Annotated in this window: 13 protein-coding genes and 1 tRNA gene; 4 read left to right on the plus strand and 10 right to left on the minus strand. The window is 47.7% G+C overall.

Annotation, left to right across the window (positions count from 1 at the left end; genetic code table 11):
- Window positions 1-129: 129 nt before the first annotated feature.
- Window positions 130-606 carry a hypothetical protein gene (locus AKL11_RS03625; protein WP_067515215.1) on the plus strand — a complete coding sequence of 159 codons (477 nt, stop codon included), beginning with the start codon at window positions 130-132 and terminating at the stop codon, window positions 604-606.
- Here the strand turns inward: AKL11_RS03625 and glmM are convergent.
- The 5 genes from glmM to AKL11_RS03650 form a co-directional block, all read right to left on the minus strand.
- Entirely contained in the window at window positions 581-1,918 is a 1,338-nt protein-coding gene (glmM, locus tag AKL11_RS03630) for a phosphoglucosamine mutase (RefSeq protein WP_067515216.1), read from the minus strand. The genes AKL11_RS03625 and glmM overlap by 26 nt on opposite strands.
- A gap of 85 nt (window positions 1,919-2,003) precedes the next feature.
- Entirely contained in the window at window positions 2,004-2,864 is an 861-nt protein-coding gene (folP, locus tag AKL11_RS03635) for a dihydropteroate synthase (RefSeq protein WP_067515217.1), read from the minus strand.
- A gap of 92 nt (window positions 2,865-2,956) precedes the next feature.
- The gene (gene ftsH / locus AKL11_RS03640; protein WP_067515218.1) at window positions 2,957-4,912 is read right to left on the minus strand and encodes an ATP-dependent zinc metalloprotease FtsH; all 1,956 of its coding nucleotides are present in this window, start codon (window positions 4,910-4,912) and stop codon (window positions 2,957-2,959) included.
- A gap of 178 nt (window positions 4,913-5,090) precedes the next feature.
- The gene (rlmE, locus tag AKL11_RS03645; RefSeq protein WP_067515219.1) at window positions 5,091-5,711 is read right to left on the minus strand and encodes a 23S rRNA (uridine(2552)-2'-O)-methyltransferase RlmE; all 621 of its coding nucleotides are present in this window, start codon (window positions 5,709-5,711) and stop codon (window positions 5,091-5,093) included.
- Window positions 5,712-5,875: 164 nt separating this feature from the next.
- Window positions 5,876-6,889, minus strand: coding sequence for a hypothetical protein (locus AKL11_RS03650; RefSeq protein WP_067515220.1), 1,014 nt, complete (start codon window positions 6,887-6,889; stop codon window positions 5,876-5,878).
- 344 nt (window positions 6,890-7,233) lie between these two features.
- On the opposite strand from AKL11_RS03650, the gene AKL11_RS03655 reads away from it, so the two are divergent.
- Window positions 7,234-7,542 (plus strand): YhbY family RNA-binding protein, encoded by a 309-nt coding sequence (locus tag AKL11_RS03655; RefSeq protein ID WP_067515221.1) that lies wholly within the window; start codon window positions 7,234-7,236, stop codon window positions 7,540-7,542.
- A gap of 30 nt (window positions 7,543-7,572) precedes the next feature.
- On the opposite strand, the gene yciH is transcribed toward AKL11_RS03655, so the two are convergent.
- From yciH to AKL11_RS03670, 3 genes are all read right to left on the minus strand, one after another.
- On the minus strand, window positions 7,573-7,899 hold the full coding sequence (gene yciH / locus AKL11_RS03660) for a stress response translation initiation inhibitor YciH (RefSeq protein ID WP_067515222.1): 327 nt from the start codon (window positions 7,897-7,899) through the stop codon (window positions 7,573-7,575).
- 2 nt (window positions 7,900-7,901) lie between these two features.
- Window positions 7,902-8,504, minus strand: a complete 603-nt coding sequence (locus AKL11_RS03665) for an HD domain-containing protein (RefSeq protein WP_067515382.1) — start codon at window positions 8,502-8,504, stop codon at window positions 7,902-7,904.
- 66 nt (window positions 8,505-8,570) lie between these two features.
- Window positions 8,571-9,608 (minus strand): DUF2333 family protein, encoded by a 1,038-nt coding sequence (locus AKL11_RS03670; protein WP_067515383.1) that lies wholly within the window; start codon window positions 9,606-9,608, stop codon window positions 8,571-8,573.
- 241 nt (window positions 9,609-9,849) lie between these two features.
- Here AKL11_RS03670 and AKL11_RS03675 point away from each other — a divergent pair.
- Window positions 9,850-9,926 (plus strand) — tRNA-Ile (locus tag AKL11_RS03675).
- Window positions 9,927-9,954: 28 nt separating this feature from the next.
- Here the strand turns inward: AKL11_RS03675 and AKL11_RS03680 are convergent.
- Window positions 9,955-11,076 (minus strand): succinylglutamate desuccinylase/aspartoacylase family protein, encoded by a 1,122-nt coding sequence (locus AKL11_RS03680; RefSeq protein WP_067515223.1) that lies wholly within the window; start codon window positions 11,074-11,076, stop codon window positions 9,955-9,957.
- 18 nt (window positions 11,077-11,094) lie between these two features.
- Complete coding sequence (locus AKL11_RS03685) at window positions 11,095-11,868, minus strand: ABC transporter ATP-binding protein (protein WP_067515224.1); 774 nt, start codon at window positions 11,866-11,868, stop codon at window positions 11,095-11,097.
- A gap of 285 nt (window positions 11,869-12,153) precedes the next feature.
- Between AKL11_RS03685 and AKL11_RS03690 the strand changes: the two genes are divergently transcribed.
- A complete protein-coding gene (locus AKL11_RS03690) occupies window positions 12,154-12,993 on the plus strand; it encodes a transporter substrate-binding domain-containing protein (protein ID WP_067515225.1) in 840 nt (279 codons plus the stop codon).
- The last annotated feature ends 83 nt before the right edge of the window (window positions 12,994-13,076 follow it).

Raw genomic sequence — 13,076 nt, forward strand, 5'->3', positions numbered from 1 at the left:
ATTCCATTTATCGTGTAGGACTTTAAGCATGAATCGAATAGTTATGGCAAAAAATGATCTGTAATTATACGTCTTGAATCGTTTTTCGTTTCATGCTTTGGATCAATTTATCTGCTCATTTAGAACCGTATGTTTCAAATGAGTTTTGGTTTAGAATGCCCGGTTTTTGTGAACCGACTGGTGAAGGAAGCGGAAAGCATCCCAAATATAGCGGGGTCAATAGCAGGCTCACTGGGAGGGGCATATGCTGTAGGTATTTTCTACGCTACCGCACTGTGGCCTATACCAGCCGGAGCCTTTGCTGGAGGTATTGCCGGGAATATTGCCATGAGTATAGTGAAGCGTGCAGTGACTCTTCCTTGCAAGGTGCATAAAAAGCTGTGTCCTGCCCAACAGGAAAAATCAAAAAGTAATACTGAAACAGATGTTGTTGAGTTATCGAACCTGAAATCAACATCACCTGATAACAATCGAGTTAGCTCGGAACCTAGGGCAGCCATTGAAACGGATACCCTTTTGCAAAACTCATCAAAAAAAACAGTTCACTTCGAAGACCAGTACCCAGCCGAAGCCTCAGGTTCTAAGCCATCTCATGCTCAACAATAGTTGCCAGCTTTTCAGCCTGAGACTGTACTTCTGTGCCATCTTCCCCCTCGACCATCACACGGATAACAGGCTCTGTTCCTGACGCTCTTAACAATACCCGGCCTTTCCCTGCCATTTCCAGTTCAGCTTGTCTCACTGCATTAACAATACATGGGATGGTGCTAGTATCACGCTTGTGCTGAACACGAACGTTGATCATGGTCTGCGGATAAAGTGAAATAGCTGCTACCAACTCTGACATGGATTTACCCGCGTTTTGCACAGCCTTAAGCACCTGCAATGCCGATACAATACCATCACCGGTCGTAGAAACATCACGACAGATAATGTGTCCGGAGGATTCGCCACCCAACTGCCAGCCGTTAGCCAACAGCATTTCATTCACATAGCGGTCACCGACATTGGCTCTCGCAAAAGGAACATCTGCTTCTTTTAGGGCATTTTCCATACCCAGATTGGTCATCAAGGTGCCAACTACACCACCTTGGAGCCCTCCACGATTTTTACGATCCATGGCTATAATATACAGTAGCTGATCGCCATCAATAATAGTTCCTTTGTCGTCTACCATGATAACGCGGTCGCCATCACCATCAAAAGCGATTCCGAGGTCAGCCCCAGTTTCGAGAACCATATCGGCCATCCCTTCCGGCTTTGTTGACCCAGCATCTTCATTGATGTTGACACCATCAGGCTTGACACCCATAACAACGACATCTGCACCCAGTTCACGAAAAACAGCCGGGCCTACCTGATAGGTAGCACCATGACCGGCATCCACAACGATCTTCATACCCCGGAGATCCAACTGTGGAGCAGTGCTGGCCTTACAGTATTCAATATAACGGCCAGCGGCATCATCAAGGCGGCTTACCTTACCCAGCTTCTCTGACGGAACCACGTCAATATCGGAGTCCAGCAGGGCTTCTATTTTCAACTCAACTTCATCGGAAAGTTTGTTACCGTCACCGGCAAAAAACTTAATACCATTGTCGTAAAATGGATTATGGGAAGCACTGATCACAATTCCGGCCTGACCGTTAAAAGTGCGTGTCAGGTAGGCAATGGCTGGTGTTGGCATTGGTCCAGTCAGTACAACATCGATACCGGCAGCAGAGAGGCCAGCTTCCAGGGCAGACTCAAACATGTAGCCAGAAATGCGGGTATCTTTGCCAATGATGACTTTACCTTCACCCTGGTCCGCCAATACACGGCCAGCAGCCCAGCCAAGCTTGAGAACGAAATCAGGCGTGATAGGAAACTCACCGACCTTACCGCGAATACCATCGGTACCAAAATATTTACGAGCCATAGCCGCTTACCAAATTCACCCAGATACGATAGGCGGTAATAATGTCATTCCTCATCATAAACTACCAGTGTTCTACATTGGCTGATCACGCTTCTTCTACCGCCTGAAGTAATCGCAAAACGTCCACCGTTTCTCGTACATCATGAACTCTAATGATGTGCGCCCCTGCCTGAGCAGCCAGCATAGCGGCAGCCAGACTACCCGGTAGCCGCTCTTCCGTATCACGATTCAGCGTGGAACCAACAAAGGATTTTCGGGACACTCCTGCAAACAGAGGCAAGCCATACTTATGAAAACGACGATAGCCTTTTAGTATTTGCAGGTCATACTGAGGTGTTTTCCCAAACATTCCACCGCCAAAGCCCGGATCAATAATGAGACGTTCTTTTGCAATACCTGCTTGTTCACACCTCGCCACTACTGACGCAAGGTATTCGCCGACTTCTGCCACCACATCGTCGTATACAGGGACAAAACCGGGTTCAGGTTGTTCTACCAGAGAGTGCATCAAGACAATAGGAACAGCGGTGGAAGCAGCCGCTTCAAGGGCACCATCACGATACAGTGCTCGCACATCATTAATTAGACCCGCTCCAGCCTTCACGGTTTCAGCCATTACCAGAGGGGAACTGGTGTCCACCGATAGAATAACATCCAACCTTGAGTTTAAACCTTCAATGACCGGTAATACTCTCTCTAGCTCTTCTTCCTGACTGAGTGCGCCTGAAGCACCAGGGCGAGTCGATTCTCCGCCGATATCTAAAATATCCGCACCGTCCAGCACCATTTGCTCAGCTAACTTTAACCAGCCATCCCGGCACCGGCTCCCCTCATAAAAAGAATCCGGCGTAACGTTCAGAATACCCATGACTTTAGGCTTACTTAAATCCAGCGCTTTGCCTGCACAATCCAGTAGAAACCCACCCAACTGAAAGTCATTACTCATTAAACACCCCAAGTCAGACTTTTATTCATTTTTTTCAGATACAAAAAAGGGCAGGTATAAAACCTGCCCTGCAACTATAGACCTATTTAAGATCAGTGTTCGCCGGCGGGACCGCCGATAGGCTTATCACTGTCTTTACTGTCTGGAGTATCGTTTTTGGATTCTCCATCACCAGCAGAGGCATTGATACCGCTATCGTTGTTATCCTGATCACCAGAATCTTTCGGTGGACGAACCGGGCGACCTTCCATGATGTCATCAATCTGGTCGCTGTCGATGGTTTCGTACTGCATCAGTGCTGCAGCCATCGCATCCAGCTTGTCGCGGTTATCTTCAAGAATTTTGTAAGCACGGTTGTAGCTATCATCAATAAAGAAACGCACTTCTTGATCAATCAGTTTGGCCGTTTCACCGGACACATTCATACCCGAATTACCGTGACCATAACTCTTACCGAGGAAGACTTCGCCATCTTCACTGTCGTACTGCAGCGGGCCAAGCTTTTCAGATAAGCCCCACTTAGTAACCATGCTCCGAGCAATTTGAGTAGCACGCTGGATGTCGTTGGAGGCGCCGGTGGTCACACCGTCTTTGCCCAGCGTCATCTCTTCTGCAATTCGACCACCAAAGAGCGAACAGATCTGACTGAGCAGCGCTTCTTTGCTCTGGCTGTAACGATCTTCTTCTGGCAAGAACATGGTGACACCCAGTGCTCGTCCGCGAGGAATGATACTGACCTTGTAAACCGGATCATGATCAGGAACCATGCGCCCAACAATGGCGTGGCCTGCTTCATGGAATGCCGTATTACTTTTCTCTTTATCACTCATCACCATGGACTTGCGCTCGGCACCCATCATGATTTTATCTTTAGCCTGATCAAACTCTTTCTGGCCCACTGTGCGTTGATTAGCACGAGCAGCAAACAACGCAGCTTCGTTCACGAGGTTCGCCAGATCAGCACCGGAGAATCCTGGTGTACCGCGGGCAATAACTGCCGGTTGCACATTGTCGGAGACAGGTACTTTACGCATGTGTACTTTTAGAATCTGTTCACGACCACGGATGTCTGGCAGACCAACCACAACCTGACGGTCAAAACGACCAGGGCGCAGTAGTGCTGGATCCAGAACGTCCGGACGGTTAGTGGCGGCAATTACAATAATACCGTCGTTTCCTTCAAAGCCATCCATCTCCACCAGAAGCTGGTTAAGGGTTTGCTCACGCTCGTCGTGACCACCGCCCATGCCGGCACCACGGTGACGACCCACCGCATCAATCTCATCAATAAAGATGATGCAAGGTGCCTGTTTCTTGGCCTGTTCAAACATGTCACGGACACGGGACGCACCCACGCCCACAAACATCTCAACAAAATCGGAACCGGATATAGTAAAGAACGGTACTTTGGCTTCACCAGCAATGGCTTTAGCGATCAGCGTTTTACCGGTACCCGGAGGGCCTACCATCAGCACACCGCGGGGAATACGACCACCGAGACGCTGGAACTTGCCAGGATCTTTCAGGAAGTCCACCAGTTCCTGCACATCTTCTTTGGCTTCTTCAACGCCGGCTACATCAGCAAATGTGGTTTTGATCTGATCTTCAGACAGCAAACGCGCTTTGCTTTTACCGAAGCTCATTGGACCCCCACGGCCACCGCCGCCGCCCTGCATCTGACGCATAAAGAACATGAAGACCGCGAGAATCACCAGAATCGGGAAGCTGGCAACCAGCAACTGAGTCCAGATACTTTGTTTTTCAATCGGCTTGGAATCCACCTGCACTTTGCCAAGCAACAACTCGTCCATCAATTTGTTGTCTGGCACTGCCGGTGGCAGGTTGGTTTCAAAACGCTCACCATTACTCATGGTGCCAGTAATAGTAAATCCATCAATCAACACTTTGCTGACCTGACGATTTTCTACCTGACTTATGAAATCGGAGTAGGCGACCTTTTGAGTAGACGACTGCATGCCGTCAAAATTTTTGAATACGGTCAATAGCACCAAGGCGATGATGACCCAGAGAATCAAATTTTTTGCCATATCATTCAAGGGGCTAACCTCTCTTGAGCGTACTTAAGACTCAGGTAATCGTTTTTGATGAGGACGTTTCCCTGGCCCGCTGGAGTTGTAGTAATGTTATCGTTAACGATACACGATCGGCTTTCGGTGTGACAGTGAATGTCTTCTATAATGCTGATATATGTACCCTATTATCGTATTATCCCCTGAAGCCAGAAGCCAGCAGATACACTTCCCTTGAACGCGCCCTTGAAGCCGTCGGCTTTCGGGTTTGTACTTTGTCAAAACTGGTTTTCATGTCTTTCAGGTAAGCATCAAAGCCCTCCCCCTGAAATACTTTCACCAGAAAAACACCACCTTTACGGAGTACCTGTCTGGATAAATCCAATGCAAGTTCCACCAGGTACATAGCATTAGGCTGGTCAACAGTGAGTGCTCCACTCATATTGGGGGCCATATCGGAAATTACAAGGTCTACCTGATCAGATCCGATGGTTTCCAGAATCTGTTCAAGCACTGCATCTTCGGTAAAATCGCCCTGCACAAAATCCACATCGGCAATGCCATCCATGGGCAAGATATCAGACGCAACAACTCGACCCTGATCGCCCACCAGCTGAATCGCTACTTGAGACCAGCCACCGGGCGCAGCGCCTAAATCAACCACGCGCATTCCGGGACGAAGGATTTTATCCTTTTCCTGTATTTCCAGCAGTTTATAGCTGGCACGGGATCGCCACCCATCTTTTTGCGATTGCTTTACATACGGGTCATCAAAGTGCTCTTTCAACCAGCGACCACTGCTTTTGGATCTCGCCATAGTTTTAAAATTGGGTACTCTAAAATATCCAGACACTGGAAATACACTGCACATGACTTTTACATCGCAGTAATTTCCAATAAGGAAGAATAATATCCGATAGATTATGAAGGGGACAGCTGGAGATAAGAAAAGATTAGCTCATAAAGTAAGTAAGCTCTAAATTACAATCCGACACAAGCCGCATAATCGTATTGGTCAAACTCGTTCATCACTTTATCTCTGTACAGTTCATAGTAGCCCACCGTAGTAACGCCATCAGCAAGATAGGTGTTTTCCAGCCATTCTTTATAAAAGTGCTCACCATTGGATTTCGCTGCTTCCATCACCCGCTGATAATAACCTTCTCTGGGTAACAGGTGCGCTCCTGTATACTGACTGGGCGTAGGAGAGCTTAAAATGTAGGCGACTTTGTACTGACCAGAACGATGAGATACATTGCCTTTCGGCTCTGACCAAGATTGCACAACCACAGGTTTCAAATCATAACCCACTTCACGGGCCAGCAACGGCGTAATACTGCTCACAGGAATATCCAGCAAAATACCTAATGCAACATCTTCATATCGTTGGGAAACCGCAGTATTCAGCATGGCAATAGCATAGGGATTTTCCGGCACACCCCAATGAGGTGAAAACACATAAGGTACTGAGCGGTTATAAATGGTTTTCACACCATAAGCCCTGGCAAGTTCACGGGTTTTTAATGTACTTGCGCAGAGTGTTTGAGACGCAGAGCGACAATCCATCAGGCTGCCATAAACAAATAGTTTAATAGATGCCTGCCCTTGGTCTGCCAGTAAAGACGACAGATAATCATAAGGATAAAGATGCTCTGGATGGTCAGATAATGACTGAAATGCTTCTTCGTAGGAACACCCCTGATCTTCAGCAGGAGCAGACTCCAAGTCTAAGCCCGAATCACTGTCATCCTCCGATGAATCTTCATCGATAAACTCGTCATAGGGAATATAATGATCGGCAGATATCTCTTGGCTATCTGACGGCTTTTCTTGACTCGCTGACGGCTCTTTATTGGCTGATGGCTCTTCAATCGTCGACGATTCTTTCGACACTGCGCCCACATGGGCGTTTACGGTCAGTGCAAAAGTGAAAGTAACAGATAACAAACCATAAATCAGAGTTTGTTTGATGATGTCGAGGATACTACTTCTCATTAAAATTCCCTGTTTGATAGCTAATGCTTATTTTCAGGGTTTGACCATTTTTTCTGACAAGAGTTCAATGTGACAGCCGTTGTAGCTGGGCATCAAACAGCCCTTTCATCTTGATTCTGATGATCAGGGGAACAAAATTGACACTATTAAGGACAAATAGTACACAACAGGTTGCTGCCATTCAGGGGAAAGTCATAAAATAGGGCGTCAACATCATCCCCAGACACCAGCGATCCGATCGGCAGAATAAACGTTTTGCCCGCTATCCCCGGTTAATAAACGATTTCAGGTAAGCCTGCCGCTTTAAACCCATGGCTTGATTTACCCGTAATCAGGAAGCAGTTATGAGTTTAAACGCAGCAAAAAAGAAGCATTTTCGTTCTATTGGCCACAACCTGAACCCAGTGGTTATGGTGGCAGACAAAGGCCTGACCGAAGGCGTGGTTGAAGAAACCATGAGAGCGCTGAACGATCATGAACTGATCAAAGTGAAGTTCGCCATTGGCGATCGCGATGCTCGCCAGCAACTGATCAGCCAGCTGCTCAGCGCCACGAATTCAGACTTGATCCAGACGATTGGCAAAATCGCCCTGATCTTCAAACCGGCCAAAAAGCCGAATCCAGCACTGTCTAACTTGCTGAGAGTTCAGTAAAAGAGACCCACAGGGTTTCTCACCGGCGGGTTAACCGCCGGATCTTTTTGCGTCGTACCCTTCTTTCTTCAGGAATTCCACCATCACATCTACGTGATCCCCCTGAAGCTCGACACAACCATCCTTTACAGCGCCTCCACCGCCGCAGCGTTTTTTCAGCTGTTTGGCATAAGCTTTCAGATCATTCCCCGCCATTGGCAAACCGCTGATTACCGTGACCACTTTGCCGCCCCGCCCTTTCTTCTCAGGACGAACCCGGACATTGCCATCGCCGGCAACATCTTCGTTAACTGGCTTTTCCTTTATTCGCCCCGCATCGGTGGAGTACACCAATCGGCTTTCACCGTTTCTACCCATGATTAGATATCCTTCAACCAACCATTACGGATACAAACATCGATCTGTTCTTGCAGGAACGCCCAAAGCTTTGGTGCCAGTGTTTCAAGGTATTGATTGCGCTTTACTACCTGAGTGCGGGTAATCCCGTATTTTGCCCAGGTGCCGCCGTTATTCGCCATGTTCTGAAGAAACGGCAAATAGCAATCCATCACCTTGGCAAAACGGGAATCGGCCGTTTCGAGCTCTTCAAACTCCAGCCAAAGCTGTTTGTACTCTTTCTCCTGCTCTTCCGGCAACAAACCAAATAAACGGTTTGCCGCTTCCAGCTCTTTGGCATTCTGGCCCGACAATTCCGCCTGATCCGCAAAGGCAAACGTATCGCCGGCATCAATTTCCACTACATCGTGAATCAATAGCATTTTGATAACACGTAGAATATCCACCGGCTCTTCGGCATATTCCTGCAACACAGCCGCTTGAACGGCAATATGCCAACTGTGTTCGGCGCTGTTCTCATGGCGATTATCATCCGGCTTAACAACCGTTCTACGATAAACCGCCTTAAGCTTTTCTACCTCGGTGATGAAGGCCAGCTGTTGGCTCAGTTTTGATACACTATTCATAATATTTTCAGTTTCAAAAAAAGAAGCCTTCATATAGAAGGCTTCTTATATAGAACAGCAAGGACGTTAACCTTGCTCCAGTAATCTACGCAAATCAATAATCGCCGCATTAGCCCGGGAAATATAATTCGCCATGACCAATGAGTGATTGGCCAGAAGCCCAAAACCAGAACCGTTCAGAATCATCGGGCTCCAAACGGTATCCTGAGTGGCTTCCAATTCGCGGATAATCTGCCGAACGCTCACCGTGGCATTTTTCTTTTCCAACACATCACCAAAATCCACTTCGATGGCTTTCAGCAGATGAATCAGCGCCCAGGAAGTACCACGAGCCTCATAAAAGACATCATCAATTTGCGACCAGGGTGTTTTCACATCCACCAGCACTGCACCATCAGTGGATTGTGAAGCATTGGCATCACCGGCCAGATCGGTGTTTAAACGCGGTTTACCAACGCTGGCACTCAGTCGTTGAGAAAGACTGCCCAAGCGGGTTTCTACATCGCTCAGCCAGCGGGTCAGATTATCTGCCCGGGTATAAAACTGTGCCGACTCATTAGGATCAGACAGGCGCTGCATATAACTTTGCAGTTTATCGATACCGCGCTGATATTCACGCTCACTGGAAGGAAGAATCCAACTTTTGGCATCAAAATTAAACTGAGGTTCGGCCACCGCCAGATCCGGATCTTCGCTGGACTGTGACTGAGACCGACTAAAATCTTTGCGCAATGCACGAGCCATATCCCGCACCTGAATCAGTACACCCAGCTCCCAGCTGGGCATATTATCCATCAACACACTGGGAGGCATAATATCGTTACGCAGGAAGCCACCTGGTTTGGTGAGCAGTGTGTCTGACAGCGTATAAAGGGTGGACGTGGTCGTGTAACCAGTCACCACCTCATTACCATTGGCCGTCGCGACTTTTTCCGCATTTGCCTGAACAGAAAAGGGTTCAGGCTCCTGACTCCAATACCAGCCGAGCAGCGACAACAAAATCGCCAGAACACCAACGCCAATAAGAACGGCCTTCCCATGGATCAGGCCAGAAAAAGCCTGAATTCCTGATTGAACTGTTTTCTTCAACTTATCCAGCGCCATAGTTTCCTCGTCCGTCACCGGTCAGGCTTGGTATCTTGAAATCCTGATAATGGCGTTCCAATATATGGATGCGCTACGTGTATTCATTATCCTCTATTAATGAAGCCAGTGCGAGCACCCTTAATCAACAGAGCTTTAGTCTCAAAACCGGAACAACGAAGACCTATAAGGAAATACCACCAAAAGACGATAACAGGGTTGGCGAGCAGACAATTCTATGCGTATAATCCAACCCGCTTCAGGGCCTATAGCTCAGTTGGTCAGAGCAGCGGACTCATAATCCGTTGGTCCCAGGTTCAAGTCCTGGTGGGCCCACCACTTCCTGAAACTTACTGTCTTTATATTCCTATAAAGACAGTAATCCTCCACCGTAAATATTTTCAAGGTTGTCATTGCCTGCAATCTTGGCGATGCGATCGCCTGGCCCAACCAGTACATCTCGCTCCCTTGAGAATAAAATGCCTGTTGTGCGAGCTAACACCGGTGAGCGACCCGTTTCTGGATCGTCCGCATCGGGGTCGACAATACTGGCCACTGTTTCGCCTTGTCTGACCACGTCACCTAACTGTTTATGCCAGACAATAATGCCGGCACCCGGGCTCCGCACACTGTCCACCGCTTCAAGATTACTTTGTTGTATTTCAATCGCCGCTATTTCTGTCTGAACTTCGCTGATCACGCCTCGCCTTACCATAAACCGCAGGATGCCTTCCGCATCAGGTAACGCCAACTGATCACTGACATCGGACTGACCTCTCAACTCCAACGTCACAGAATGACAACCCATGGGTACACCTAAATGTTCAACTGCCAGCCAGGGTTTGATCTGTGCTGAGTCGAACGGATTTCCATCCGGCATGTCTTCCATTAATAAAACCGGACAGGCAACATCCTGTGCCAACTCCAGACTTTCAGTCTGTTGTCGTTTATTGCAATAAATATGCGTCAGTGCTTCTGAATCACAGTGCACATCAAGCACAATATCTGCATCAATGGATTCATGAAGCAATACCGCTTTTAATTCATCCAGCGGTGTTGTTTTCTGCAACCTGCCTACTGCTTTTTTCAATGCCTGTTTAATGGCGGGGACTTTATTTTCGCTATTGCTATGCTCGGCAGCTTCAATAGCAACGTTGCTGAGATCCGGCCAATCTCTATTGAAATTGCCCTGCGCACTGAAAGAGTGCCTACCAAGCACCACACCATTGATTCGTTGATCCATCCCTATCGGATTTGCATAGGGGACGATAACCACCTCACCATTAATACCACCGCTCTGATCCACCTTTTTCAGAAGGCCGATCAGGTGCTGCAAAGTTAACAATCCCGGCCATTCGTCCGCATGGAGTGCCGCTTGAAGATAGATTTTCAGACCAGATCGCTCCTGGCCAAACCGATGAACTTTCAAGTGCCTTTGAATACCCGGTGTTGGCGACAATAACGGGATAGTTGAAACGGTGTGAGTCATTTTCCTACTCTGAAACTATCAAAGAACTGAAGAAAGAAATTCCCGGCAACGCTGAGAGGTTGGGTTGTCAAAGACTTGTTCCGGGGTACCAAACTCCTCAACTTTCCCTTCATGGAGAAACATCACTTTATTGGACACTTCTCGTGCAAAACCCATCTCATGGGTAACTATCAGCATCGTTCGCCCTTCATCAGCCAACGCTCGAATCACCTTCAGCACTTCACTAACTAACTCAGGGTCCAGTGCGGATGTAGGCTCATCAAACAACAGCGCATCAGGCTCCATAGCCAATGCCCGGGCAATAGACACTCGCTGCTGCTGACCACCAGACAACATGGATGGGTAAAAGTCTGCTTTATCACTGAGCCCAACTTTATCCATTAATACTCTGGCTTTTTCGATCGTCTCTGCGCGATCCTGCTTCAAAATCAGTGTTGGGCCTTCGATGATATTTTCCAGCACCGTCATATGGGGCCATAAGTTAAAATTTTGAAATACGAAGCCCAGTTTTTGTCGCATATCTTGAATTTGTCGCTGATCGACCGCTTCCAGATCACCACCCTTGCCAGCCTTCAACTCAAGCGGTTGGCCATTAATGATGATCTCGCCCTGACTAGGCTGTTCCAATAAATTAATGCAGCGAAGCAAGGTGCTTTTTCCAGAGCCGCTGGAACCTATAATGGAGATAACTTCCCCGTTATGTGCATCCAGAGAGACACCCTTTAAAACGTCAAGGCTACCGTAGGACTTATGGATATCTTTAAGTTGAATCGCAGCAGGGGTACTTGGCATAATTTCTCATCAACTCTCATCAACTTTGTTTTTATAATGATCTATTTCTTGCCATTTCAAGGCGTTTTCAAGATAGCAATCCGGTTTTGTATGCGCAACCCATAAAACGACAGTTGACGTTTTTCTGATTATCTATGATGAATAGTTGTCTATGAATAATTGTTATGGTTTAGTAAATAGCGTCTGCAGCAAGACTATCCATTAATGGATCATTTTTGCTCAAATACTGTCTAAGATCAGGGAATATCTTGTACAGAAGAATAAGAAGAATTTAAGAGGATCTTTATGAAAAATCTGATCAAAACCGGTGCCCTCGCTGCGGCATTTTCAATGGGCATCATGAGCGCTCAAGCTGACAATGTCATCAGACTGGCTACCGAAGGCGCCTATCCTCCGTGGAATGCCGTTAACAGCGCCGGGCAACTGGAAGGTTTTGAAATTGAGCTGGCCGATGAGCTTTGCGCTCGGGCAAAGGTTGAGTGCAGCCTGCAACAAACTGCTTGGGATGGCATTATTCCTTCCCTGCAGCAGGGTAAGTTCGATGTCATCATTGCCGGCATGTCCATTACCGACAAGCGTAAGAAAAAAATCGCCTTTTCCCGTGCCTATGCCTCCTCTCCAGCGTTCTTTGTTGTCAGTGACGACTCGCCATTGAAAGACTTTTCTACCGAAGTAGAAAACCTTGCCCTTGGTGATATGGACGACAAAGAACAGGCCGCTCTGATGGCGCTAAAAAAGGCGCTCGACGGTAAAACCGTTGGCGTTCAGAAAGGCACCATTCACCTGAATTTCCTGAAAGAATACCTGAAAGACGAGATCGATATTCGCACCTATGCCACTCAGGAACAGCTGGACCTGGACCTTCAAGCTGGTCGTGTTGATATCGCACTGGCTGCCATGAGCTACTGGCACAAGCTGCTTTCCAAAGAAGAAGGCAAAAACCTGCTAACTGTTGGACCAGGCGTTACTGAAGGACCTTTCGGTGAAGGCGTCGGCTTGGGCTTCCGGAAAAAAGATCAGGCTCTGGCTGATCAATTCTCTGTCGCTATCGACTCCATGGTTGCCGATGGTACGCTCTCCGCAATGGCTCAAAAATGGTTCGACTTTGATGCCGCTGCTAAATAATCTATAGCCACTCATGGTAAGCACCCAGTGCCGTATATTTGCACGACATTGGGTGCAACGTCTTAAAGCTGTTAGAGAAAATA

Origin of the sequence: Endozoicomonas ascidiicola (assembly GCF_001646945.1) — a bacterium.
GTDB classification, from domain to species: Bacteria; Pseudomonadota; Gammaproteobacteria; order Pseudomonadales; family Endozoicomonadaceae; genus Endozoicomonas; species Endozoicomonas ascidiicola.

Bases quoted from the DNA above. Each gene is read 5' to 3' on its own strand.
- AKL11_RS03625 (WP_067515215.1), top strand. From the start codon at position 130: ATGTTTCAAATGAGTTTTGGTTTAGAATGCCCGGTTTTTGTGAACCGA.
- glmM (WP_067515216.1), bottom strand. From the start codon at position 1,918: ATGGCTCGTAAATATTTTGGTACCGATGGTATTCGCGGTAAGGTCGGT.
- folP (WP_067515217.1), bottom strand. From the start codon at position 2,864: ATGAGTAATGACTTTCAGTTGGGTGGGTTTCTACTGGATTGTGCAGGC.
- ftsH (WP_067515218.1), bottom strand. From the start codon at position 4,912: ATGGCAAAAAATTTGATTCTCTGGGTCATCATCGCCTTGGTGCTATTG.
- rlmE (WP_067515219.1), bottom strand. From the start codon at position 5,711: ATGGCGAGATCCAAAAGCAGTGGTCGCTGGTTGAAAGAGCACTTTGAT.
- AKL11_RS03650 (WP_067515220.1), bottom strand. From the start codon at position 6,889: ATGAGAAGTAGTATCCTCGACATCATCAAACAAACTCTGATTTATGGT.
- AKL11_RS03655 (WP_067515221.1), top strand. From the start codon at position 7,234: ATGAGTTTAAACGCAGCAAAAAAGAAGCATTTTCGTTCTATTGGCCAC.
- yciH (WP_067515222.1), bottom strand. From the start codon at position 7,899: ATGGGTAGAAACGGTGAAAGCCGATTGGTGTACTCCACCGATGCGGGG.
- AKL11_RS03665 (WP_067515382.1), bottom strand. From the start codon at position 8,504: ATGAATAGTGTATCAAAACTGAGCCAACAGCTGGCCTTCATCACCGAG.
- AKL11_RS03670 (WP_067515383.1), bottom strand. From the start codon at position 9,608: ATGGCGCTGGATAAGTTGAAGAAAACAGTTCAATCAGGAATTCAGGCT.
- AKL11_RS03680 (WP_067515223.1), bottom strand. From the start codon at position 11,076: ATGACTCACACCGTTTCAACTATCCCGTTATTGTCGCCAACACCGGGT.
- AKL11_RS03685 (WP_067515224.1), bottom strand. From the start codon at position 11,868: ATGCCAAGTACCCCTGCTGCGATTCAACTTAAAGATATCCATAAGTCC.
- AKL11_RS03690 (WP_067515225.1), top strand. From the start codon at position 12,154: ATGAAAAATCTGATCAAAACCGGTGCCCTCGCTGCGGCATTTTCAATG.